The sequence below is a fragment of the Longitalea arenae genome (assembly GCF_016924755.1).
GTDB lineage: Bacteria > Bacteroidota > Bacteroidia > Chitinophagales > Chitinophagaceae > Niastella > Niastella arenae.
Genome location: NZ_JAFFJX010000005.1, coordinates 257,499 through 282,289, shown reverse-complemented (window position 1 = coordinate 282,289; position 24,791 = coordinate 257,499). Strand labels below are relative to the sequence as shown.

Here is a 24,791-nt window from a genome sequence, read left to right as displayed (position 1 = left end):
AAGTGGTTCACCATAGACACATTTTATTATCTGTCAATTACATAATCGTGGATGCTGTTAAAACATAATTCGTTCCCACAGAAAAACCGGCGCCCATTGTTTCTCTGGGATTTGAAATGTGACCTCCGGTATTCAGATCGATACTCCAACAAGGGCACGTGTTCCAGCCTTCTGGTGATACACTAAACTTCAGCGTGTAACTTCCCGCCGGAACGTAAACATCCTTACTACCATTTCCCGTCGGGAAAGTAAAAGAAGGACCCGCTGTACCATCGCTGCAATAAAGCGTGACTGTGATGGAAGACGGAGAACTTGGCCTTTCATTATAAGCAACGAGTGTAAGTTTTACGTTTTTTGCAATTTCGGTACATCCACCATGTGTTTGGGCATACTGCTGTCCGTTTGCATTGAGATCGGCAGTAGCCATATCCTGGGCAGCCTGCCAGTTATCCTCTGAAGAATGTTTTCCTGCCTCCACCGTATATGTTACCGTTTTGGGTATAGTTCCGCAGGCGCAACCCATAGTTGTAAAATTTCCGCTTTTCTCTTCATTATAAAACAAACAGGTACCCTTATTATTTGCATAAATTTGACCATAGGCATTCACATCCCACTTTGCCTTATTATTTGCATCATCTACACTGACATCGGAAAAATAAACACCTTCAGGAATCGTATAGGTTACGGTAGAGCCTTTTCTTGGCGAGATGCACTGCGCGGTAAAGTTTCCGCTTTGCGCCGTATTTGTATAAACACCGGTAGCTCTTCCGAAATTATACTGATATTCCTTTGCTATTAATGCTCCATACCCGATCTTTTCCCGATATGTTTTTACCAGCCTGCCAGTTGCATCGTATTCATATTTTGTATACAGGTTGTTGTTATCAAGCACATGGGTCAACTCGCCAGTAAAGGCGTCATATACATACGCCGATGTGGCGGCATTCAGGGGATGGAACCGGAAATCATCTACATACGCTTCAATAGCTGTTGCATCGTTACGGCACCCAACCTTTAAGGTGGCGCCCGCTACTATGTCGGCGCCTTTGATAACCAGGTTGATCAAAGACCAGCCACCGGCTACCTTTGCACTGCCACTGCCCGAAGAATAGGAATTGTCTTTCACAACGCCATTTACCTCATAGTACAACTTCACATCCGAAGCACTGCTGCTAACCGGTTTTACCCATACACTTGTTATATAGTTTCTGCCAGGTACAAGATCATCGGTATTAGCAGTATACACAAATCCTTTTGCACCCGATACGCCCAGTTTCAGGCTTTTGTTGCCTGTATGGGCTGTGGAAGTACCGGTAGTTATAATCCCGTTTTCTTTCTTTACAAATGCGTTGTTCGATTGATTTACGCCATCATCCTCTGCCCCACTATAAGCAATTTCATAATAACCTGCCGGGCCGCCAGTTACTGTTACCCGCTTGCTTCCATAATCCATGCGGGTGGCTGCCTGATTGTTATTCATATCTTTTACTTCCAGCGTTTTAGAGTACACATCATACAACGTTACTTCCGATGTTTTTTTCCAGTTTGCATTTGATGAACCAGGGGCACTCCAGTTAAAATCAGCAAAGTCATTTATACCGGTTATTCCATTGACCGTTTTGCCGGTGGCCATCCAGTTATATGATGATTGTTTACGCCAGATACCGGGTAATGGGATCTGCGCCTGACTACTTCCATCGACATCTATTACAGGCACACTGTTACTCCAGGTGGTGACGTTGGCGCTTACCAATCCCAGTTTTTCATTAACATCATCCTTATTTACTTTATAAGTGTATTGGGCTGCAGTTTGTGTAAGCATGTTTTTGCCGCCGTGCATTTTCAGTCCCATCCCCGAAAAAACGGGTACCTGGTAAGCAGGTTTCACTTCGGTCACAAACTTGTTGCCATATACATCCGTTTCTACTGTCTTAGTCAGGGATCCGCTATAAAAATCATACGCCAGGTTATTGCCTTCGCTCTTTGTACCATTCACATAATTGATCACTTCCTGCCCGGTACTGATGCAGGGAAATTCTTCCCGTGCACTTAAGGTTGCTTTTACGCCATTATCATTGGCGTTGGTTTGATTGGTGAGCTCTTTAACTTCCGATAACCGCTCCTGCAAATAGCCCTGGTGATTATATTGAGCCAACCGCGTTTTGTAAGTTTCCATAAATACCTGTGGACTTGAAGTTTCCAAACCATCATGCAGATAATGATTGATCGTTTCGCTTAACTTTCTTCCATTCTTTTTATCTAATTGCACAGTCCGCTTCAACAGCCCTATACTTTGTACATATTTTTGCAGGGTCAGGTTTCGGGTATCCATCCATCCCCATGAACCACTGTTTAAATGGGTACGGCCAACACCAACGTTCGTTCTGTAGATCATGTTGTCCCTGAACACTTCAAATTGATATTGTGTAGCGCCTTCCACTTCTCTTATAGCAGTTTCAGCCGCATTTTTTACCGTATTGGAAACAGTTACATATTCGTACATCACACCCGGCGGCGGGATCTCGCGCGCAATGGAATACAACCTGTGCATACTCTTATACAGCGCTTTTTTATACTGCTTCTGGATGAGCGCATAGGTTGGCGTGAGATAGTTGTAAGGTGGTTCAAACGGAGCCATATCAAGCACATTGCCCTCATATGTGGTTACACCTGAACTATGGGAAGTACCCGGCGTATTATAATCATATGTTGTAATAGTGGTAATGCCACTTAAATTATCATTACTGCTGATCGATTTGACCCTTATACCGCCACCAAATACATTACGGTGATTGATCACCGATAAATTCGCATACATCGGCGCATTCGGTGTAATGTTATAGTTTTCCGGCCGATTGACCCATAAGCCGCCTTCGGTATAATATTGGGTTTTATCCACATACAGCATATTTTCCATATTGGGCCATTGAAGAAAAACTGTATATCCGTTATTATCAACTGAATGAACAGTTACCGGCTGGCCAAAATTGCGGCTATCCAACACCCTTTGTACACTTTGTGAAGCCATTTGTCCACCAGTTAGCCACGCACTTTGTACAGCAATAAAATTGATCTGATCACCTGGCTGAAAGAAATCAGAAACTTTATTTCCGCCCATTTCATCCAGTCTAAAAGTAAATCCAATTGTGCCCGGGGGAATAGCACCAGATACCGGCCTGGTTGTAACAAAGGGATAATTGGCACTCATTACAGCGTTGGAATAACTATCTGACTCATAACCTATTTTAATATCGGATCCAAGTGGAGACAAAATTTTTCTTAACGACCAGGCATCTACTGAATTTGATGAGATCTTACTGGTGACGCGCGCCCGGCTTTCATTATTGCCTATAGTTGAGCGCGGATCGCTTTTATACATTCCCCACACATCATATCCATATTGATTATATGGAGGATTTTTGGTGGCGTATACATTGGCTGTAATAGCATCAGTGCCCGGATAGGGATTGTTTTCCAACCAATAGGTATATGTATTGCCCGAGACATCTATCCTGTCTATATAACCGCTGTAAGATGCAGGATCACCATCGCGCATGATCAGATCTCCTACCTGAAAGGAGCCATTGGTTGTTGTAAAACGATCCCAGTTATAAGAAACACCGGTCGTATACTTTCTGTCATCACCCGTAAGGTCGTACTCAAACCTAGTGGGTGGCAAAACACTCACACCGCCTTTACCACGCATTTTTAAAGCCTTAAGCGTTAGCTTTCCTTTCTTGAGATAAACAGCATCAAGGTCATAACTATTAGCAGTATTCGGGCACAAAGAATAATCAGAATAAAGATCGATAACCCGGATCGATTTAACTTCCATAGCGGCCCTTCCTACTGCCTCTACATCATTTTTATCAAAGACATTTGCATTCGCTGAGGCAAAGGAAACACCCGCTGCATCTGTCGTATTCAAGAGATAGATCTTTTTTAACTGCATGCTTTCCCTGACAAACTGATCAAGAATGCCACCATTTCGATAAGTACCATCGGAATTCTTATCAAAATTCTGAGGCGAGACGCCCTTTCCATCCAACCGCACATCTTTTTCAAATAAGGCAACATGGGTACGCGTTCTGATCGCATTGAGATAATACACTTCCTTTTTACCTATGGAAACGTTCTGAAACTCGTTATCATCATCCCTGTGAAAGCCCATTGCCGGGTTACGCCACACATAATCATTCGCCCATTTTCCATACTCAAAATTCACCCAATACCCCCAATCGCCTTCTCCTGCTTTGCCATCAGCCGCTCCTCCGGTTGGATTCCGGTCTACATAATCAGGCCCGGTAATAGAGGTCAGGTACCAGGTATAGGCATAGGCATCGGGTTTGCTACCGCGATTATAATATACCCCCCCCCTTTTATCTATTTTCTCCTGGTAATTTTCCTCGCCATACGAATAGGCTGGTAATCCATAATGATATGTTACCCCGCTTGCATTGGTAATGGAAAAACCGTCGATCATATGCGATTTATACCGGTCTGCTCTGTTATAACCGGCACAGTTCGATGGCTGCACCCGTACCCCTATGTCAATATGCCTTGTGCCAGCCAGCATATTATTGTTAAAACCCTCGCGCAGTCCATCATTATTGTAATCAGTTCCATAGTCGGGACTGGCATCAAATGGAGGATCTACGAGCCGCAAATTCAATGCGGGATTTGAATAATCATTATAGTCCTGCCGGTAAGAGTTTGAAAAATCTCCGGTAAAACGAAACTGCGGGTGGGGATCGGTTACTCCCGGTGAAAAATAGGTAACCTTTGCATTATGGTTCTCATCTTTACGGTTCTGACCTAATACTTCGCCCTGGAACTGGTAAGGACGCATAGCACCGCCAAGACCCTGAGCCGTTACGTTGTACAGATCAAAATCGAGATAAGCTCCGCCCTGCACGGTAGTGGGGTCGGAATAATCTACAAAGCTTTTATCATCATTATCCTCCAGCAACGAATATGTGTCATAGGCAATATCATCATTTACCTGCTCCCCCGCCCCTTCGGGCCATCCTGATGAATATATACTGCCATGGGTAATAATATCTGTACTTTTATCTATCCAGTAGCGGGTTTTACTATACCCTAGTGAAAGTGACAGCCCTGGAACCGGCGTTGGTATATCCAGGCCAAAACCGGAACTGGACGTTTCGATGCCGGGAGTAGCGGTACTGCTTGTCCATTTTGTGAGCCCGCCCACCGATAAGGAAGGTTTGCCGCCTCCTGTGCTCATTGAAGTCTCCAGAACGCCGTTAACGCCGCCGCTAAAGCCTACGCTTAGCGATTGAAAGTTTGTATTTACAGACAATTGCGCGCCCAATGGACCGTACTTTGCTCCTGCGGTAGCAAAAAATCCACCTTCGCCCCCATAAGGATCTGATTGCACTCCCACACCAAGACTTAAAGGTGTATTTCCGATACGTGAACCAACTCCAAATGACATACTGCCACCAAAGCCCTGGTAGGTATCCTGTGAAAAAGATAAACCGAAATTGACGCTGGCCGGTGTATTGGCAATACCGATGCTTACACCAACATTATAGGTTTTAACTTGCCCGCCCTCCCAATATATATGGTTGGTATTTGTAGGAAGGTACCAGTCATCGGGATACCCGTTAACACTGCGGGTAATGGCTCCGGGGTTCAGCGTCCACCCCAAACCTACCCAGCTCGCTTCCTCATTCGGTTGTATGCCTGCATGGTACGACAACGACAAAGGGTACCCTCCTTCAGGCCCCGGCACTTCCAGCAAGGGAATATTATATGTAAAATCGCCCGACTGCAGGTTCACCATATCCGTTGTATCTACCGGTTCAAAACTGGTAGCCTCGGGTTGCGTTGGCCCGGAAGTTAACGCATACGTAACAGTGGGGGCTAATGTGTTTGTGATCATTATGGTCAATAGCGTAGCCGCTATTACCCTGCGGGATCTTTTACCTTGCAGCATAACAGGAATCTCTGGGGTTTATTAAATAGAATCGGGCCTACTGGCTTTTATAATTTCCGGTAATCCAGTGCCGGCACTTTCTTTATGTCTTTCTCTTCAAAGTGGAACTTCAGGTTGCCGGTGCCAAATCCACATTCGGCAACATTTATTTCAATGTCTTTTTTGTTTTGTAACTGCGCTTTCTCAAAACACAACAATACTGTGTTCCCATCGCTCATACCATAGGTTTGGTCGAACAGGTAATCGCGCAGCGGAACCGTATCCTTTGCAGCAGTGGTAACGTTTACGAAGCGGGGCATTTGAAAGGAAAGCACCTGCACCATATCGCTGTACCTGCTGAAATCGCCCAGTTGCCTGATGGCTTCCCTGCCATCCTTTGAGTACTTTAAGAGGAAATAATAATTCTTTTTATATTTCGATTCAATGGAATCTATTACAGCAGGTGGCGGCAACTGGCCATTGCCCAATTCCTGCGCAGCTAATAAAGCCGATGGCCGGTAGCTTACCTGTACTTTTATGCCATTCACTTCCTGTTCCTGGCTCAAACCATGTTCTTTATTTCCTATAAATTTTACCAGTTCCGCCCTGCTCATCGTTTTTGGCGTTCCACTACAGGCGCATAGTAAGGCCGTTCCCCATATTAAGTGGGAAAACATTGTTAGTTGCCGCATACTTTTTTACTTTACCGGTACAGAATATTCTTTGTTCAACGCCTCAACGATCTTGTCGGTAATGTCCATGTCAGGATCAGCATAAGCAATATTACCGTTGGCGGCGATCAGGATCATTTTGTAATGATGCTTTTTTCCGTACCGTAAGAGGAAGGCATTTACAGTAGTAAGTACATTTTGGTTCAAGCGCTGTTCTTCCTGTGCAGCGTTCTGCCGGGTGGCATTCTGGTAGTCGTATAATTGCTTTTGTTTGCCAGTGATCAACTCCTTGGCCATTTGCCGCTCTTTCTCGGTTCCCGTGGCAGCTGATTTTTCGTATTTTTTGATCGCATCCTGCACGTCCTTCATTAACGTATCCACATTGGCATTCCAGGTGGCCTGCTTTCTTTCAAACTCTTTGCGGGCTTCCACCATCGCCTTATAGCCATTCAGCAATTTTGCCGAATCTACATACGCTATTTTGTTGGGAGAAAAAACATAGAAGGAAAGTAACATGAACACTACAATAACACTTAGGGCCGTTGTGATCAGCGTCTGGGATTTTAATCTCATAAATGGTCTGGGGTTGATAAGGTCTATTATACCTTTTTATTTAACTTTTTTACGGAAGCAAGTTCTCATTTAATTTGCAAGGCTCAAAGAACATTTTGATAACCGTGAATATTTACCAATAACCGTGTCGTTTTGGGCAATAACCGTGCAAGCGAAGCTTCGAAACCGGCCAGGCCAGGTTAAAAACCCTGGCCTAATTTAAACAACGGCAGGTACATGGCGATCAATACGACGGCAACAATAAGACCCAGTACCACGATGATCAATGGTTCCAGCAACTTGTTCAGCATATTGGCCTGGTATTCTACCTCATTGGAATACTGGGTGGCGATCCGCGCAAAGAAAAGCTCCAACTGGTTCACTTCCTCCCCTACTTTGATCATAGAAACCATTTTTGGCGGGTACACTGAAAATGCAGACAAACTCTTATGCAACGTTTGCCCGGCAATGATCTTTTCTTCGATCACAGCCAGGGATTGCTCAATGGGATAGAAAGTGATCATCTGCCGGGTTAACTGTATCGCCTGTACGATCGGGATCTTTGCACCCACCAGCAAGGCCATGGTATTGGCGAAGCGGGAAAGATATATTTTTTGAATAATAACTCCTACTACCGGTATTTTCAAAAGCGCATTCGTATAAATTCGCCGGAACGAGTTATGCTTCCTTTGCCATATAATAACTGTGACCAGTGTTACTAAAAAAAGAAAAAATGAACCCGCATATTTTTTAAGGAAGCCCGAAAGGCTGATGACCGCCTTTGTAACTGCCGGCAGGTCACTGCCGAATCGTTTGAAAACATCAGAGAACATAGGCACCACATATGTCAGCAGAAAACCGGCGGCTGAAAAGGCCACCACCAGCACAACCGCCGGATACATCAGTGCCCCTGTAACCTGGCGCCGCTGTTTGATCTTTTTCTGAAAGAAAACCGCCAATTCCTTCAATACCTGCAGCAATTTCCCGGTTTCTTCGCCTATCTGTACACTGAAATATTCATAACTGGTAAATTGCCGTTTGCTCTTTAAAGCTTCCGATAAGGTAGTACCATTGATTACCAGTTGCAGGATCTCGTCAAAAAGTGCTTTGGCTTTCTTCTTCTTTTGTTCGTTTTTTATTAGTTCCAGCGCAGTGCGGATATCGATGCCCGCTTCCAGCAGGGTAGACAATTCCAGGTAGAAATTCTCCTTCACCGTATCGGGCAAGCGGTCGCCTCCCAATTGAATATCCTTATTCAGGAAACCCCATATGCCGGTGGTTGCTTCCGGTGGCGCCGCCTTGCCAGGTACATTTACCACTTGCCGGGCCTTGATTTTCCGTATGTCCAGAGGTTCATTCATAAGCAGTTTGCTGTTTCATTAACTGGCAGGCACTGTATAATTTTTTATAAGTCGTTCGGAAAGGCACACCCGCCACCCATATTCGTAATACCAGGGTTTCTACCAGTCCCGTTTCATTGTAGGGTGTGGCTTCAAACCCACTGTTCTTTATATGGAATGTATCCAGTACAGCGCCATCGGAACGGGTAATAAATCCCTCACTAAAAGTATAAGAGATCATTTGTTCCGCAGCATTACTACTACAGGTCATCTCATTTGCGGATGGCGCGCGGATGGCATCGGCCGATTCGATATCTGTTTGCAGGGCTTTCTGTAACACCAGGTATTCATCGATGGCACCCGCCTTTTCCCGGTAGTTCGAAAACTGGTGATTGAACAGGATGTAAACATAATAGACCATGCTGATGATCACACTGCTGATCAGCATGGCCATGATCAGTTCAATGATCGTAAACGACTGTAACCTTGTTATGCGTTTCACTTTGCCCGGATTAATCGTTGTTCACTCAATAATTCATTTTTGCTATTGTCGGAAACAATTATCGTCACTGCCAATAACTGTTCGTTGTCCTTATAATTTTGCACCTCCTTCCTGATCACGAACTCCTCCATCACTATCTCTTCATTCATAAATGCTTTTTCATTGGTTGTTTTTATGAAACAGGTATTGATCAGCTGCGCCGCCTTTATTTTTTTGATGGAAAAAGACCGTACACTTGTTTGCACCAGCACGCTGGTGGTTATCCCAAATACAACCAGTATAATTACCATGGCTACAATGGTTTCAATGATCGTAGCTGCAGCAAGCCGTTTATGTATTATTTTACCCATTTAATGATCTGTTTGCGGGTTGCCTGATGAAAGACCGGAGATCCGATGAAATATGGTGATAGCTCTCCCCTGCTGAGATTTACATCCACCAGGGTATTTTCATACATGATATTTTGCTCCTGGTAAATGAAAAAGTCAGCCAGAACAGAACCATTGACTTGTCCACCCAGGGCGCAATACCCCATTACATACACTACCCCATTTATCAGTGTATTCTTTTTTATTTCTACCCTGCTCTTGATAACATCGGCGGGATCGCAACTGGCAATTATCAGTCCCTGGAAGTTACATCCTTCTTCCATGCGCATTACATTCTGCATTTTAAGACCTGGTTCCTTTAGAAGCACCAATGCGCTGGGATAATTAAATACGCTGCCGGCTTCGGCGATCAAACTATCCGTTGCAATGGCCTGAACCGTTCCGGTAAATCCCTTTTTAAACCTGATAACGGGGGCTATCAAAATGACATCCTCTAAATGAGTACTTGCATCCGCTTCTATCAAACTATCCGCTTTTATCATTACATGGCCTTTAATGGTCATGCCGGCTAATTGCCAGATGTCCTTCGAATACATACAAGTAGTGCTGTCATCAAAAGCCCGCACCAGGGAATCCGCAGCGGGCAATTCCATGGCCAATACACTATCCTTTGTCATCTTGTACAAATGATCAATGATGGATGCATCCAATCGAGGGAGGGCTTCTTCACTCGTTTTAATTTTACCATTCACCAGACTCGACCCGCTATAGGCGCGCTGATTGATATAAATGGGCTTTATACCGCCTTTTGACAGATATACATCGCCGGTAAGAACGGTGTTGCCATTCACCGCCAGGGGCCTTCTGTGATCGGCCAGGTACAGACAGCCATCCATATAGGCAGGCAATGCAGTACCGCTGATAAAAGCTTTGTTTTTACTAAATACATTGCTGAATGCGGTTATACAGGCGACTTCAAAAACGCCCCAGTATCTTTTTTTGATGGTTACTGAATCTGCCTGTTGATCAAAAAGATCAAGGGTATCAATGGTTTCATCGGCCCAGCCTCCACTGCCTTCCAACACCAGGTTCATGGCTGATTCAAGGTTCCGGTTTAACCGTTGGTCAATGGTAGCAGTTATTTGATGTTGGCGGGAATAATAAGCAAGTACTATTACCGAAGAGCAAAGAATTGCCAATACCAACGCAATGATAATGGTGAGCACCAGTGAATTTGCAGGCACTCTATGGCTGGGCGGCATGTTTGGATCTCTTTTTGGTTGAATCGGTCCTGACTTTTTCAACGACAGGTTGCCCGGCCCTGTACAATTGCTTTCCGGCTATTGTATCCGCGGAATATCTCGTTATATTACCCCAAAGCTGGTCTTCTTTGTATTGGCCACTTCTCAACCTTTGACCATCTGGCGAGAATTCCTGGAATTTACCCTCTTTTTTTCCTGCGCGCCAATTGGTAATGGACTGCAGTTCGCCATTACTGAACCAGCTTTTCCATTCCCTGGATTTTAAGCCGTATTCGAATTGCCCGCTTTCTTTCAAATTTTTATTGGGATAAAAGGACCGGTATTCACCATGTAGCAGCTTTCCATCGAAGCCATTGCGGGTAACCAGCACCGTATCGGCGCGGAACCAGTAATAGTAGTCAGATGCGTTGAGCTGCGGTTTTCTGGGTGTGGGTTTGATCGTATAGAATTGGTAAATAGTATCAGATTTGTTCAGCACAACCCTGTTTAGCGGCGCAGTATCCAATTCCTGCCCCGTTTTACACGCATTACCCGATATCAATAGAAGAACCGGAAATACAATTAGCTTCATTCGCTTGCGTTAAATGCACAAATGTAAACAGGTAAGATTAAAAAAAGGCAACAAAAGGATTTTTTTGATAAACGTGCATTTTAGCCAATAACCGCGTCGTTCTAGCCAATAGGCGTGAAGGGTATTTTGAAGAATGAGGGCTTGGGGGGACTTTGGTATAGTGTTGAATAAGCGAGCTTCCCGCTCATTTAAGATTATCAACTTTCCACGACCGTTGTTTTTGCCAGCTTATCGCCAATACGTTGGTACTTTTTATTGATCAAAACCATTAAACAGGGAATAATTGGCACTAAATAAAACTCGAAAAAATCGAGGATATGCCTTTTAACGATGTCGACCTTGTTCAGTTCGCTGCCGTCTGTTTTTACCACTTTCAATTTAAATAAACGCTTTCCTATCGATGCCTGCCAAAAGTATTCCTGAACGGAGTGATATAAAAAAGAAATCGTGGCAACTACAAAAAGGACCGAGCCCCTTATCTCAATTCCGTCATCTGCAAGATCTTTTGTTGCATACAGAACAGACCATACGTAATAAGGGCTAAGCACGATATTCATATCTATAAAAAAAGCCACAAATCTTTTTATGAGCATAAATTATTTTAGTTTGTATTTATTGCTTAGACCTCCTTGCCCTTTCCGTCAATTAAATGCTGCATTAAAGTAAATGCCGTGAAGGTAATAAAAAAATATTTTGAACTTGGATAAAGGTACACGATTTGCTTCTGTTAAGCCTTACGGTTAAACGCTCCATTTCGCTAAGAATCAATAAGAAATCATACATGCATGCCTAAGTGCAGCAAAGCGTTATGACTTTTTAGTCACGAAGACGTTACAAAATATATTTCTGATTTCATAACTGTTGGAAATTTCTAATTGGTAAATTCAGTATGCAGAAATACGCCAAAACCGTCAAGCGGTTGCCCGGCAAAGAAACTGCCTTTAACCAGTCGTACCTTATGGACCTGATTAAAGAATTAATTAAACCTTTTCCATGTATCAAGTTCATCTATCCCTGAAGGATCTGCAGAAAGTGCGCAATGCTGCCCAACTGATCACTGAAAAGTTAGAGCAACATTACACCATTCCCGTGCTTGCCGAAATGGTTGATCTGCCAGAAAAAAAACTGAAAGCAGGCTTTAAACATCTCTTTAACAAAGGAGCTTTTCGCTACCGCAGTAATTTCCTGTGGAACAGAGTAAAAACATTACTGCTGGAAGATAAGCCACTTAAGTCTGTAGCCCAGGACACCGGCTTCAAAGACAAAAGTGCTTTGATAAAGGCTTTCAAAAAGGAATTCGGCTTAACGCCCATTCAATGGAAAAAAGCCAGTGAAAATGATGTGGTAAGCCATAGCAGCTAAATAACCGATCAGCCCGGTAAGCGATATTGGGTAAAAAGAAAATCTTCCTGGAATCCAAGCCGGGCATAAATGCCTATGCCCATTTTTGAAGCCTGCAGCATACACCAGCTGGCATTGCCTTCTATCGACCTGTTGATAAGCGCTTTCATGATCTCCTCGGCAAATCCCTTTTTACGCATGGTTGGCACCACCCCCACCGAGTGCACGCCTGCAATGCCGTTATCAATATACAATAATGCCGTTCCTATAACTTCATTCTCCAACATAGCCACAAAAAACTGTACCGGTTTCGGAGCGTTGAAGATAAGATCTTCATGAATGAAATAATTGAAGGCCGCCTGAAAGGTATGGCTCCATTGTATACTTTGCTCCATCGTCGTAACCGGCACCAGTTGTAAACGGCTTTCAAACACAAATTTCTTCTGCAAAGGGAGCGACATACCTACCTGCTGCGTTCTCTGTTCAAAACCTTTGGAAGTAAACATGTCAAAATCATCGCCCCAATAGGAAACGGCCAGTTTCTCTTTACCGTTCCTGATCTCCTGTATGGCTTCGTCAACTACGGCTGGAGTATACTCATATGACCATAACCGGTTTGGCCAGGCCGAAAACGGAATATAACAATAATGATAGTGCTCTTTTTGATAGTTGCCATTGAAAGGCTTGCTCACTTCATTCCAGAGGGAAATAATATTCTGAATATTCTTCTCTTTCAAATCCATTGCTGTGGAATTTATATAACAAAACTACTTTTCTTCAGGCATGTAGGGACCGCCGGTTTCCCCCCAGCCCCACCTTGGCATGGGTTCCGATTGCTGCATCGGGTTCTCTGTTAATTGCGAATTAATAACGGCAATGCGCGTACCCCATTCCAGGTAGCCAACAAATGCAGAGCGGAACTCGGGATCACTTTTCAAACCACACTCATCGGCCGTCTGCAGCAACAACCGGATCCAGCGCTGGCGTTTCTCCTCCGTAAGCATTTTACCGATGTGTTTACCTACCATTGTCGCGTGACTGCCGCCTTCTTTTGTATATAGTTTCTCACCGCCGAAAACTTCCGCTACAAAATGCGAAACATGCTGCACATGGTCTGGTGACATATTTTTAAACACTTCCCCCAACAAATCATCCTTTACTACTTTGGCATAAAAAACACTGAATAATTTGTCGAAGGTCTGCTGGTCGCCAGCCCATTCGTACAATGTGGGAATTCTTTTCATGTTTCTGATTTTCAGCTGCGAATTTAATTCTTTTCCCATGCACACAACCATATTACAAAAAGCTTTCATTCCTGGAATAAAAAACCCCGCCCAAAGGGCGGGGAAGATCGCATAACGCTTATGAAACATTCCTTACTACAATATCACCTTTCTTACTTCGCTATAGCCTGCGTTATCATTGAGCTGCACGATATGCATACCGGTTATCTGGTTGTTGTAAGGGATCGTTAACCGGTATGACGCCTGTTGGTTATCCCGTTGCCCGATTACCTGTCCATTCATATTTATTATGCGTACTGTTACGGGGTTCCTGATCTCTTTATTAAGCTCGATATTTACCACATTTCCGCTTGTATAGATCCTTGCTGCAGAAACGGCTTCACCGGCGCGGATCGTCTTTACGGTTGAATAGGTGTAGCGGCCGTCTATATCTACCTGGCGAATGCGATACCAGGCAAGATCAGCTGTCATATTCTTATCGGTATAGCTGTAATGCTGCAGCACAGCGGAATTGCCAGCACCCAATACGACCGCAATGACCGACCAGTTGTTACCATCCAGACTGCGTTGCACCTCAAAGTGCTGGTTGTGCTGTTCCTGCGCTGTGCTCCAGTTGAGGTGTACGTTGTTATTCTTTTTTGTGGTGTAAAAACTGTTGAATATAACCGGCAATGTTGCTGCAGGCATAGCGGTTAAATTAAAGCCATTGGGAGAAATACCTGAAGTGCTGGCTGCAAAACCTATTCCGTTTATGATACTCGATGCATTCGGATCATATTTAGGAACACCGCCCAAATAGATCTCTTCTACACTCCGGTTAACACCCGCAGCGTTCAGTTTGCCGGTGGCTGTTAATTCAATCACCGAAGTAGCGCTTAATTTCAGTTTCTTTTGCATTGTTAAACCACCTTCGATTTTTATATACACATTCGAAAGTGTATCGCCTTTATCAAAATAAGCTGTTTTATTTGCTGGTATTATAATAGTATCACCATGTTGTGGGATCCGGTTCAGGTCCCAGTTGCTGGCTTTTGACCAATCGCCCGATGCAGGCAGAAAAGTGATCACCGGTTTCGTTTGTGCAATGGCTGTAAGTGCGAAGAAAAGGATAGCGATAATTGTGTAGATCTGTTTCATAAGGGTAATTATTTGTGTTTGATGATTCGGGATAAGTATTTCCAACGGCATACCCGATTTCTGGCACGGGTTGAATTACCTGTCCACTGAACCGTTCTATTGCTTTCACCGATCTATAACCGGTTCAAACACAAGGAAGTGAAAAAACCCTTAGTGATTAAAATAAACGCCGGTCCGTAAAATTACCTGGCAGTTCCAACGAGAGAACTTTCCCAAAACAGGAGATTATTTTAATATCTGGAAAAAACCTGCTATTATCCCCGCCTCAACCGCTTTCGCAATACATGTCCCTTCCACAACCACAGCCCGGTGATTACCAGTAAAGGCAGAATGATCCATTTCACTACCATGGCCTGCCGCGGCATAGTGGCCAGTGGCCCGTATATATACCCAAGGACGGGGATGCTGAGCACGATATGCACCCATCGGATGATCTTTCGTTCAGTTGATGCTTTCATGGGATGATCATTTATTTGTTTACAGTTGAATCGGCAGGCAACCGGTCGCAATGTTGGTAATAATGATGCAGCTGATGATCGCGATATCCACGCCAGCCTCCAAACCGCATACCCAATCCTGTTGTCGCGAAGAACAAAACAATAACGAGTACCGCAGCCACTTTGCTAAAAATGGCCAGGGTTCTTCGCTGCGAGAAATTACCGAATATAGCGCCAATGATAAATACCATGCAGGCTACGAATAACACCCTTAAAACAATGAATAGTGGAAACATAAAGTTTAGTTTTATAATGAATAATAAGGAACAGCAGCATTAACAATTAGCCATCGACTTTTTGTTTACCTGCTGATACAAAACTAACCTTATGAGAGAGCCGGCCGCGGGAAGTGTAGATGAATCAGTAATATGGGTAGATGAGCTTACCTGTTGAGGGGAAGCACTGCTTCTACCCCCGGCCGGTAACTGTCACTGAATGGCAATTCAATATTGCCCAGGCAAATAAGATCGCGTTTGACCGCCGTTACTTTATCGGCTGCAATGATATAGGATTTATGAATGCGCACCAGGCGGTAAGGCAGTAATTTATCTTCCAGCGCCTTTAAACTCATCTTGGTGATCACGGGTCTGGTAACGGAACTCAAATGGATCTTCACATAATCTTTCATGCTTTCGATATACACAATATCGGCAATAGTGATCTTCACCTGGTTGTATTCTACATATACAAAAAAAGAAGCAGGTTGTTCTTTGGCAGGCTTTTGCTGCAGGCGGAACAATTCCTGCGCTTTGTTACACGCTTTCAAAAAACGTTCAAAGGAAACCGGCTTTAATAAATAGTCCACAGCAGCAAGCTCAAAGCCATCCCAGGCATATTCTTTATAAGCGGTAACGAAAATGATCATGGGCGGGTGTTGCAGTGATTGTACGAATTGTATGCCATCCAGCCCTGGCATTTGAATGTCGAGGAATATCAGATCCACTTCTTCCCGATGCAGCAGTTCTATGGCCTCCAGGGCATTTTTACAGCGGCCCACGAGGTGTAAAAAAGGCACCCGGTTGATGTTATCTACCAGCAGGTCGAGCACCCATTTCTCATCGTCTACTGCAATACATCGCATCATAACAACTTACAATTTAAATGAACAGAATAGATACCATTCTCATTGGTAATATTCAACTGATAATTGTTCGCATACAATAATTCCAGGCGGCTTTGCACATTAGAAAGGCCAATACCCGAATGTTTATCTTTTGACTGGTTGGCGGGATTGTAATTGTTCACCACCGTAAAATGCAGCATATGCGCTTTCACGTTAAGGGAAATTCGTATAAACGGTTCTTTCACCATACCGATACCATGTTTGAAAGCATTCTCTATAAAAGGCACCAGCAGCATGGGCTCGATCATCCCTTCGGGATAATCGTTTTTAACGGTTAAAGCGATGTTTGCATCTTCGCCGAAACGTAATTGCTGCAGTGCAACATAATTTTCGATATGCTCTATCTCTTTGCCAATAGCTATTTTTTCTTCATTGCTTTCGTACAACATGTATCGTAACAATTCTGACAACCTGATTAACGAAGGTTCCAGCAGCTTTGATTGCAACCTGGCCATCGATACCATGTTGGTGAGCATATTGAACAAAAAATGGGGACTGATCTGCGACCGTAATAATTTCAGTTCAGCATCGAGGCGTTGCGCGCGGGCTTCTTTTTCCATTCTTTCGAACCGGATGCGGTCATATACCAGCCGGAAAATAATGCTGGCAAACAGGAAAGGCATTAAAGGAAAAAACACCAGTCGCTGGGTCATCGGTGTAAACCGGAAATCAGCATCGAACTGCAAAAAGAAAACCTTGGCAAAGCCTGAAACCGCCACAATAGCAAATAAACAGATAACATACAACCACCAGGTCCTTTTGTTCAGCAGTTTGGGATAGAGGTAAAAAGCATTAAAATAGAACAGGCCGATATGATACAAAGTAGTGATCAAATAAAAACTGACCGACAAGCCAAAAAACTGCTGGTCCCACAGCAAGATGCCGGGAATGCCCAACAGCAGTGGCCATACTATTGCATGGATCCATTTGGAGGAAAAAGAAATCGATGCCGGTCTCATAGCTCAAATATACCAATGCCCCGTAAATTAAAGTATTGGCGAACCGGAACCAAGAATGTGTAGACAAAAGCGAAGGATGAGTGGATCAAAGCAGGATTGCGGGATTGCGGGAATGTAATTTTGAGATTTCGGGATTTCTGGATTGCGGGATTTCGTGATTTATCCGAATCTTGAAAGCCGAACAAATCTCAAAATCTCAAAATCTCAAAATCAGAAATCAGAAATCAGAAATCAGAAATCTCTTGCTCCGGATAGCGGAATTTATTTCGAAATGGAATGAATCCCTGCATGTGTAGGTTTGACCTGTTTAATGCTGCCATCAGCATTGAATTCCAGCTTATCGATACATATTTCGCGATTGTAGCCGGCGCTTCGGCCCATATGGATACCATTTGGATAATCGAAACGGTGATATACGATGTACCACTCATCTTTACCCGGTATCTGTAGTATTGAGTTGTGACCGGTACCGTATATGCCGGCTGCGGTATCCTTGGCAATCACCAGGTTTTCTTTCGGAATGGTTAACGGCCCCAGCGGTGAGGTAGCCGTGGCATAACGCACGCGGTAGTCTGCATCGCGGGTGTCATTTTCTGACCACAGAAAATAATAGGTGCCTTTACGATAGAATACATAAGTGCCTTCCCGGAAAGTTTTATCCGGATGCAGGATGGTGACTGTTTCTTTTTTCAACGAGGTCATATCGCTGTTGAGCTCGGCAGCCGCCATGAATCCATTGCCCCAATACAAATAACTTTTACCGGTTTTAGGATCGGTGAACACATCGGGATCAATGACCTGCCCGCGTTTAATGCCTTCCGGGCGCTCATCGATCAGGGGTTTGCCCAGGTCAACGAAGGGACCTGCAGGATCATCTGCTACGGCCACTCCGATCTTTTGCGCCGCCGTGAAATAATAAAAGTACTTGTAGCGGCCTTTGATCTTTTTCTCTTCAATACAGGGCGCCCAGGCGTTCCGGTCGGCCCAGGAAACATCCTTACCCAATTGCAGGATAACGCCCTCATCTTTCCAGTGCTGCAGATCGGGAGAAGAAAAGGTTTTAAAATAGGTGCCTTTCCAATCTGTGAACCCATCACTGGTAGGATAGATATAATACTTTTTCGTTTTATGCGAATACAAAACATCGGGATCGGCAAAATAACCAGCCAGCACCGGGTTATTGTTTAATGCAGGAAAACCGGCCGGTTTTCCCCATTTATAAATCAGGGTTTCCACTTCTGTTCTTGTCAATGCCATCACGGTTCCATGCCTGGGTTTGAAATCCATTTTTACATCCTGATCGATGATCTCAAAATGCTGCAGGTCCTGGCTTTTCGTGAACTGGAAGCCATGCGTTTTGAACAGATCATACATCATGATATAGGTACCGGAATTATTTAGTTTGAATACGGAAGAACCTTCTACATCCAGTTTGGTGGGTTGAACATATTGTTCGTGTTCATTCCATTTGCCCGACGTGAGCGAGGCGGTGGTGGCTACTTTGATCCCTGCCCCATCGGCGCCCCCGGTCTTACGGAACAAATAATAAAGACTATCTTTTTTAATTATGTCAGCATCGATATTGTAGGCAGGGGCAGCTGGTATAAACAAGGGTTTGGGTTCTGCTTCCAGTGCGGTAAAATCATTATTCGCATAGGCGTAATACACAATGTCGTGTTTGTCGCCATGTTTCATAGACCAGTAGATCATATATTTTCCTGCTTCGGCATCATAGATGGTTTGCGGGGCCCACACCCGTTTCAGATCTTCCTGTCCCTTGTATTTTTGCTGGATATTGATAACGCTGGAAGTCCAGTTAATGAGGTCGTTAGATCTCATCAGCGTCATAGCCCGGTTCGAGTCCCAGCCTTTGGCCGAGACCATATCGGTAGCTACCATATAAAAGCTCTTGCCATCTTCCCCTCTTATAATATGCGGGTCGCGTACGCCGCCGGAGGAACTGATCTTTTTTGAATCGATGACCGCATTGTTATTATTTAAAGCAAAATATTGAAAGCCGTCTTTACTGATGGCAAAACGGATGGCTTCTTCTGCTATCCGGTTACCCGTGAAATATACAAACAGATAGGCCACCTTATCTTTTTCGGCCAGCATGGGCGGGTTTTGTGCTTTTACCAGGCAGACAGAAAAACCGCTGAGCAGCATACATACGATCAGCCGGCCGGCAAGGCGGACAAGTTTCATAATAGCAAGTTTTGCGTTTATATAAAAAAGCAAAGTAAGGTTTTAATGTCGATTCTACAATTCTGTTCTGAACGACGACTTATAAACCATTTTAACCGGTTATTTTTGTCTTTGCAAAACAACTACCATCCCATGAAGATCGCCTATATTACCTATAACGGCACCGCAAGCTATTCGGCAGCCAATAATTTCAATGAACTGGAAGGCCTGTTGCCCTACTTACAAAACAAGGGCCTGGATATTACTGCCGAAATATGGGATGACCCGCAGGTAAACTGGAAACAATATGAGGTTGCCCTGTTAAAAACGCCCTGGGACTATTTTGAAAAATATGAACAGTTTAAAGATTGGCTGAACAAAATTGAGCGCTTACAAATAAAGCTCATCAACGACTATGCTATTGTAAGGTGGAATATGGACAAACACTACCTCAAGGAAGTCGCCGCAGCCGGTTTTGAAATCATCCCATCGGTATTTCTTAACCAGGGCTGGAAGGATAAGCTGCAAGCCCTTTTTGACCAACTGCATGCTGATAAATTAATCATCAAACCATGCGTTAGCGGCGGTTCGAGAAACACCATTGTATTAGCCAGGCATAATGCCCACGAAGATACCAGCCGGGTGCATGAACTATTAACAGAAGGTGATTATATAGTTCAACCCCTGATGCCACAGGTACAGGAAGGAGAATGGTCATTCATTTTTTTCAATGGCCAATACAGCCATACCATTATCAAGAAACCGAAGGCGGGAGATTTCAGGGTACAACAGATCTTTGGCGGAACCATAGCATCAATATCTCCCCGGCAGCAATATATTGACCAGGCAAAGTCTTACATTACCAGGTTCGCCCAAAACACCATGTATGCACGTGTGGATGGTTTAATGGTCAATGGCAATTTTGTACTTATGGAGCTGGAGCTGATTGATCCATTTCTGTATCTATCTTATGGAACCGGCGCTATTGAACGTTATTATAACGCCTTGCTGGAACAGCTAGCCGGGAAATAAAAATTATTGACATCACTCATTCCTTAGCGAATGCACCGGGTTCACGATCGCCGCTTTAACCGCCTGCCAGGTGATGGTAGTTAATGCCACGCCCAAGGCAAGGATGCCGGCTTTGATAAATACAAGCGGTCCAATAGTAATACGGTAGGCGAAATCCTGCAGCCATTGATTCATTGCCCAGCAGCAGATGGGAACGGCAATGACAATGGCAATGAGCACGAGTTTAATGAAGTCTTTCGAGAGCAGGATCACAATGCCGCTTACCGACGAACCCAGCACTTTACGAATACCAATTTCTTTTACCCGCTGCTGCGCCATAAAAGTGGAAAGCCCTAATAAACCAAGGCAAGCGATACAAATGGCCAGGCAGGCAAAGAAAGTAAACAAATAACCGAAATGCTGGTCAGCCTCGTATTGTTCGCTGAACGATTCATCGAGAAAATGATATAACATCGGTCGTTGGGGCACCAGTTGATCCCACACTTTCTTAATATGCCCCAGGGTTGCCGGAATATTGTCACCCTTGATAGAGACCGAGATCCGGTTCAGCATATCCGGGTAACCATATCGTAAAGTGAGTGGTTCTACCGGAAGGTGAAGCGACCTGAAATTAAAATCTTTTACAACGCCTATAACAGTACCTTTTCTGCCCCACTGCTCAAATTTTTTACCTACCGCATCGGCCGGGTTGGTATAGCCGAACAGTTTTGCCGCCGCTTCATTAATGACCATTGCTTCTGCACTATCGGAAGGGTGCGAACGTGAATAAACGCGCCCTGCCACGAGGGGAATATTAAATACAGGAATGAAGTCAAAATCTATTTCATAAATAAGTGGATCGCGGTGGTCCAATTTTCCTTCCGGTGTTTGAATGAATGTGCCTGCATTGGGCAGGAATTCACCGGGAACGGCACGCGAAGCAGCAACCGCATTAACCCCCGGTTGACTGGCAATGGCCTTTTTAATGGCTTCAATATTTTTTTGCACGGCTGCATCACCCTCAAAATTGAGGATCAGCATCTGATCCTTTTGAAACCCAAGATCATGGTGGTTGAGGTATTTCAATTGAGTATATACAATGATGGTTCCCGCTATCAGTGCAATAGACAAGGTAAACTGGAATACAACCAGCACTTTGCGAAATGCAATGCCTCCTTGATCAGCCGGGTTGAATTTTCCCTTTAGTACCGCGATGGGCCTGAATCCTGATAAGACCCAGGCGGGGTAAATTCCTGCCAGCAATCCAACAATAACTGCAAACAAGGCCATACCACCAAACAATAACGGGTTGAAGAAATTGACCGTAGAAATTTCCTTGCCCGATAATTTACTTATCAACGAAATGCCTGGCTGGGCCAGCAGCATGGCAATGATCGCAGCAGCCAGCGACAGAAGGATCGATTCAACGAGGAATTGCCACATAAGGCGGGAAGGTTTTACGCCCAGCACTTTGCGAACCCCTACTTCCTTTGCTCTTTCAAGAGACCGGGCGGTAGACAGGTTCATGAAATTAATACAGGCTATAAGCATGATGAAAACAGCAATGCAGGCAAACAAATAAACATTAAGCACACTGCCCGTAGGGCCAGGTTGCCGCGTTGCAACGGAATGCAGGTAAGCGTCTGACATCTTTTCAAAAGCAAAGGTGTAGCCGGCTTCCCCCGTCTTATGCCTTTCTAAAAAAGCCGGCACCTGTGACTGCATGGAATGTATACTGGCGTTCTCTTTCAGCAATATGTAGGTATAATAATCAACATAGCCCCAATAGTCAAAGATCTCGGGCCTCATTTTCCGCAGCCATTCCGGAAATGCCTGTAAATAAGACGATGCCGGGTATTCAGGTGTTCAGATCCGGGCAGCAGGTGTTCGGAATTGATACAACCGTTACTCCGCCTTCAACTCCAGCACCACACTGGCGCGCTCTGCTTTTACATCGGGATTATAGCCGATGGTCATCAGAAATTCGCCGGTATAGCTTTTATCAGCATCGATCGTTGAGGTGGTGCCCGGATACAAATTCAGCTCCTTTAAACGGTATCGTTTTTTCGGGTCGAGGCCTTTTAACCGGATAGGCCGCTCGCTGCCGGCACCATAGCGGTTGTTGACAAGGTAATTAAAGATCACACCCGATGTTTTTTGCTCGTTCAGGTAGAGCACCGCAGCCACTGCGTTGGAAACAGGGTCCTGCAGGCGGTATTGTTCACCCTGCCAGATAATTGGTTTGATCGTATTATACGTTTTGAGGGCATCCTGGCAAAAACGAAGTTCTTTTTCCTGCAGCTTGCTTACCACAATATCAAAACCCAGCTTACCCATCATTGCTACATCGGTACGGAATTTAATGGGTTGTTTACCCCAGTCGGTAACGTGGTTGGCCGAACTGATGGCCGGATAGAAATAAGAATATTCCCATTGCATAAAGATGCGCTCGAGCGGATCTGTATTGTCGCTGGGCCAGAATTCGGTGAAGTATTGCAGCGCTGCATAATCAACCCGGCCGCCGCCACCGGAACATAACATCATTGGCACCGTTGGGTATTTCTTCCTGATCTTCTGCAATACAGCATATAAACCCTGCACATATTGTAAATAAAAATGCGACTGGTTGGTCAAATGAGCTGAATACGCATTATACACTACGGCATTACAATCCCATTTGATGTATGCCAGTTTGGGATTTTTGATAAAGAGGTTATCAACGGTATTGAATACAAATTGCTGTACCTGCGGGTTGCTTAAGTCAAGCACCAGCTGGTTCCTGAAATAATATTCCTTACGGTTGGGCTGCTTCACTACCCAATCGGGATGCTTTTCATACAATTCACTGCGCGGGCTCACCATTTCCGGTTCTATCCAGATGCCGAATTTTACGTCATTGGCCTGGGCCTCGCTTACGAGCGATGCGATACCGTTCGGCAATTTGGTCTTATTTTCCTGCCAGTCGCCCAAACCGGCATCGTCGTTATTACGTGGATACTTATTGGCAAACCAGCCATCATCGAGCAAAAAAAGATCAACCCCCAGGGCTTTTGTATCTTTCAACAGTGCTTTCAACTTTGTTTCATTGAAATCGAAATAGGTAGATTCCCAGTTATTCAATAAGGTGAGCCGGTCTCCTTTTCCATCCAGCAGTTTGTAATTGCGTGCCCAGGCATGTAATTGCCGGCTGGCGCCGCCTTTGCCCCTGAACGACAGAACCGATAAAAACGCAGGTGTAGTGAACACTTCTGCCGGCTTCAAAGTATATGGTGATGCATGATTGTTTACGCCGGCCAGTAAACGCAGGTTATCCTGGTTATCGAGTTCAAGTTCAATTCTGAAATTGCCGCTCCATTCCAAAGCGCCATACAATACGGTACCTTCCTCTTCCGTGGCTGGTTTATCCAAAGAAACCATAAATACCGGGGCTTGGAACAGATCGGTACGGGTGCCGAGTTTTGAATCCAGTGTTTTGATACCATGGGTCAGGCGGCTTTCTTCGGGTTGCATTTCTTTGGCCCAATCGCCATGGTATTGCCGCAACCAATAGCTTTCTGCCTTAAGGTATAAAGCGGCCGACGCAAATTTGTGGAGCACCACATTCCCCTTTTCGTTATGTTTTATTTCGCTCCATTGTTCTGTAACATCTTCTTTGAAATACGTTTTATAAAATAACCGCACTTCAAGATCATACACCGGGTCTTTTAGCGTAACGGTAAGTAAGGACTGATTCTCATCCAGCTTTTTGGTTTCATGCCGTACATATTGCAGATCGAGTGAATTATTACCATCTGCATGGGTCACCGTTATCGCCGGTTCAAATAAATTGCGTGAGCCTGATGCAGGATAAGCTGCATTGGACACACCGGTGTATTCACTCGTTTGTTTATACTGTGCCGTTATGGCTTCATACTCCTTTTTGTCGCTCAATTTAGCGCCCAGGTAAACGATATTCAGGTTATTGTTGCTGTTGGTTTGCAGCACCAGCGCACTATGCTGCGTTTCAACCGGGATGATGATATTTTGGGAAAAGGCATTTGCCTGCAGAAAGAATACGAAGGCTAATATGTATCCCCCTTTCAAACCGCTCCAATTCTTATACATGGTACGTAATTGCATGTTACAGA

Annotated in this window: 21 protein-coding genes; 2 read left to right on the top strand and 19 right to left on the bottom strand. The window is 44.5% G+C overall.

The genetic code is table 11. The features are described 5' to 3' along the window. Positions 1 to 37: 37 nt before the first annotated feature. From JT717_RS13855 to JT717_RS13815, 9 genes are all read right to left on the bottom strand, one after another. Positions 38 to 5,962 carry a DUF5977 domain-containing protein gene (locus JT717_RS13855; protein ID WP_205511074.1) on the bottom strand — a complete coding sequence of 1,975 codons (5,925 nt, stop codon included), beginning with the start codon at positions 5,960 to 5,962 and terminating at the stop codon, positions 38 to 40. A 47-nt stretch (positions 5,963 to 6,009) separates the two neighbouring features. Continuing rightward, positions 6,010 to 6,633 carry a hypothetical protein gene (locus tag JT717_RS13850; RefSeq protein WP_205511073.1) on the bottom strand — a complete coding sequence of 208 codons (624 nt, stop codon included), beginning with the start codon at positions 6,631 to 6,633 and terminating at the stop codon, positions 6,010 to 6,012. 6 nt (positions 6,634 to 6,639) lie between these two features. Continuing rightward, complete coding sequence (locus JT717_RS13845) at positions 6,640 to 7,185, bottom strand: OmpH/Skp family outer membrane protein (RefSeq protein WP_205511072.1); 546 nt, start codon at positions 7,183 to 7,185, stop codon at positions 6,640 to 6,642. Positions 7,186 to 7,364: 179 nt separating this feature from the next. After that, complete coding sequence (locus tag JT717_RS13840) at positions 7,365 to 8,525, bottom strand: type II secretion system F family protein (RefSeq protein WP_205511071.1); 1,161 nt, start codon at positions 8,523 to 8,525, stop codon at positions 7,365 to 7,367. Beyond that, positions 8,518 to 9,006 (bottom strand): PulJ/GspJ family protein, encoded by a 489-nt coding sequence (locus JT717_RS13835; RefSeq protein WP_205511070.1) that lies wholly within the window; start codon positions 9,004 to 9,006, stop codon positions 8,518 to 8,520. The genes JT717_RS13840 and JT717_RS13835 overlap by 8 nt, the downstream gene beginning before the upstream one ends. Then, complete coding sequence (locus JT717_RS13830; RefSeq protein ID WP_205511069.1) at positions 9,003 to 9,356, bottom strand: hypothetical protein; 354 nt, start codon at positions 9,354 to 9,356, stop codon at positions 9,003 to 9,005. The genes JT717_RS13835 and JT717_RS13830 overlap by 4 nt, the downstream gene beginning before the upstream one ends. After that, positions 9,344 to 10,597, bottom strand: a complete 1,254-nt coding sequence (locus JT717_RS13825) for a hypothetical protein (RefSeq protein ID WP_205511068.1) — start codon at positions 10,595 to 10,597, stop codon at positions 9,344 to 9,346. The genes JT717_RS13830 and JT717_RS13825 overlap by 13 nt, the downstream gene beginning before the upstream one ends. Further along, complete coding sequence (locus JT717_RS13820; RefSeq protein ID WP_205511067.1) at positions 10,581 to 11,168, bottom strand: toxin-antitoxin system YwqK family antitoxin; 588 nt, start codon at positions 11,166 to 11,168, stop codon at positions 10,581 to 10,583. The genes JT717_RS13825 and JT717_RS13820 overlap by 17 nt, the downstream gene beginning before the upstream one ends. Before the next feature lie 197 nt (positions 11,169 to 11,365). Next, positions 11,366 to 11,761, bottom strand: a complete 396-nt coding sequence (locus tag JT717_RS13815; RefSeq protein ID WP_205511066.1) for an RDD family protein — start codon at positions 11,759 to 11,761, stop codon at positions 11,366 to 11,368. A gap of 400 nt (positions 11,762 to 12,161) precedes the next feature. On the opposite strand from JT717_RS13815, the gene JT717_RS13810 reads away from it, so the two are divergent. Beyond that, positions 12,162 to 12,530, top strand: coding sequence for a helix-turn-helix domain-containing protein (locus JT717_RS13810; RefSeq protein ID WP_205511065.1), 369 nt, complete (start codon positions 12,162 to 12,164; stop codon positions 12,528 to 12,530). A gap of 8 nt (positions 12,531 to 12,538) precedes the next feature. Here JT717_RS13810 and JT717_RS13805 read toward each other — a convergent pair whose 3' ends face one another. The 8 genes from JT717_RS13805 to JT717_RS13770 form a co-directional block, all read right to left on the bottom strand. After that, a complete protein-coding gene (locus JT717_RS13805) occupies positions 12,539 to 13,252 on the bottom strand; it encodes a GNAT family N-acetyltransferase (protein ID WP_205511064.1) in 714 nt (237 codons plus the stop codon). A gap of 24 nt (positions 13,253 to 13,276) precedes the next feature. Beyond that, entirely contained in the window at positions 13,277 to 13,753 is a 477-nt protein-coding gene (locus tag JT717_RS13800; protein ID WP_205511063.1) for a group II truncated hemoglobin, read from the bottom strand. Between the two features lie 135 nt (positions 13,754 to 13,888). Further along, complete coding sequence (locus tag JT717_RS13795; RefSeq protein ID WP_205511062.1) at positions 13,889 to 14,890, bottom strand: T9SS type A sorting domain-containing protein; 1,002 nt, start codon at positions 14,888 to 14,890, stop codon at positions 13,889 to 13,891. Between the two features lie 254 nt (positions 14,891 to 15,144). Further along, the gene (locus JT717_RS13790; protein WP_205511061.1) at positions 15,145 to 15,348 is read right to left on the bottom strand and encodes a hypothetical protein; all 204 of its coding nucleotides are present in this window, start codon (positions 15,346 to 15,348) and stop codon (positions 15,145 to 15,147) included. Between the two features lie 11 nt (positions 15,349 to 15,359). Further along, entirely contained in the window at positions 15,360 to 15,623 is a 264-nt protein-coding gene (locus tag JT717_RS13785) for a hypothetical protein (protein WP_205511060.1), read from the bottom strand. Between the two features lie 146 nt (positions 15,624 to 15,769). Further along, on the bottom strand, positions 15,770 to 16,471 hold the full coding sequence (locus tag JT717_RS13780; protein WP_205511059.1) for a LytR/AlgR family response regulator transcription factor: 702 nt from the start codon (positions 16,469 to 16,471) through the stop codon (positions 15,770 to 15,772). Beyond that, the gene (locus JT717_RS13775; protein ID WP_205511058.1) at positions 16,468 to 17,469 is read right to left on the bottom strand and encodes a sensor histidine kinase; all 1,002 of its coding nucleotides are present in this window, start codon (positions 17,467 to 17,469) and stop codon (positions 16,468 to 16,470) included. Before JT717_RS13775 ends, JT717_RS13780 begins: the two co-directional genes overlap by 4 nt. Positions 17,470 to 17,730: 261 nt before the next feature. Next, a complete protein-coding gene (locus JT717_RS13770; protein WP_240348082.1) occupies positions 17,731 to 19,674 on the bottom strand; it encodes a glycoside hydrolase family 43 protein in 1,944 nt (647 codons plus the stop codon). Between the two features lie 105 nt (positions 19,675 to 19,779). Between JT717_RS13770 and JT717_RS13765 the strand changes: the two genes are divergently transcribed. Next, complete coding sequence (locus JT717_RS13765) at positions 19,780 to 20,685, top strand: ATP-grasp domain-containing protein (RefSeq protein WP_205511057.1); 906 nt, start codon at positions 19,780 to 19,782, stop codon at positions 20,683 to 20,685. Between the two features lie 12 nt (positions 20,686 to 20,697). Here the strand turns inward: JT717_RS13765 and JT717_RS13760 are convergent, their stop codons facing one another. Together JT717_RS13760 and JT717_RS13755 are read right to left on the bottom strand one after the other, a co-directional pair. Further along, on the bottom strand, positions 20,698 to 22,473 hold the full coding sequence (locus tag JT717_RS13760; protein ID WP_205511056.1) for an FtsX-like permease family protein: 1,776 nt from the start codon (positions 22,471 to 22,473) through the stop codon (positions 20,698 to 20,700). A 96-nt stretch (positions 22,474 to 22,569) separates the two neighbouring features. Next, on the bottom strand, positions 22,570 to 24,783 hold the full coding sequence (locus tag JT717_RS13755; protein WP_240348080.1) for an alpha-galactosidase: 2,214 nt from the start codon (positions 24,781 to 24,783) through the stop codon (positions 22,570 to 22,572). Positions 24,784 to 24,791: the final 8 nt, after the last annotated feature.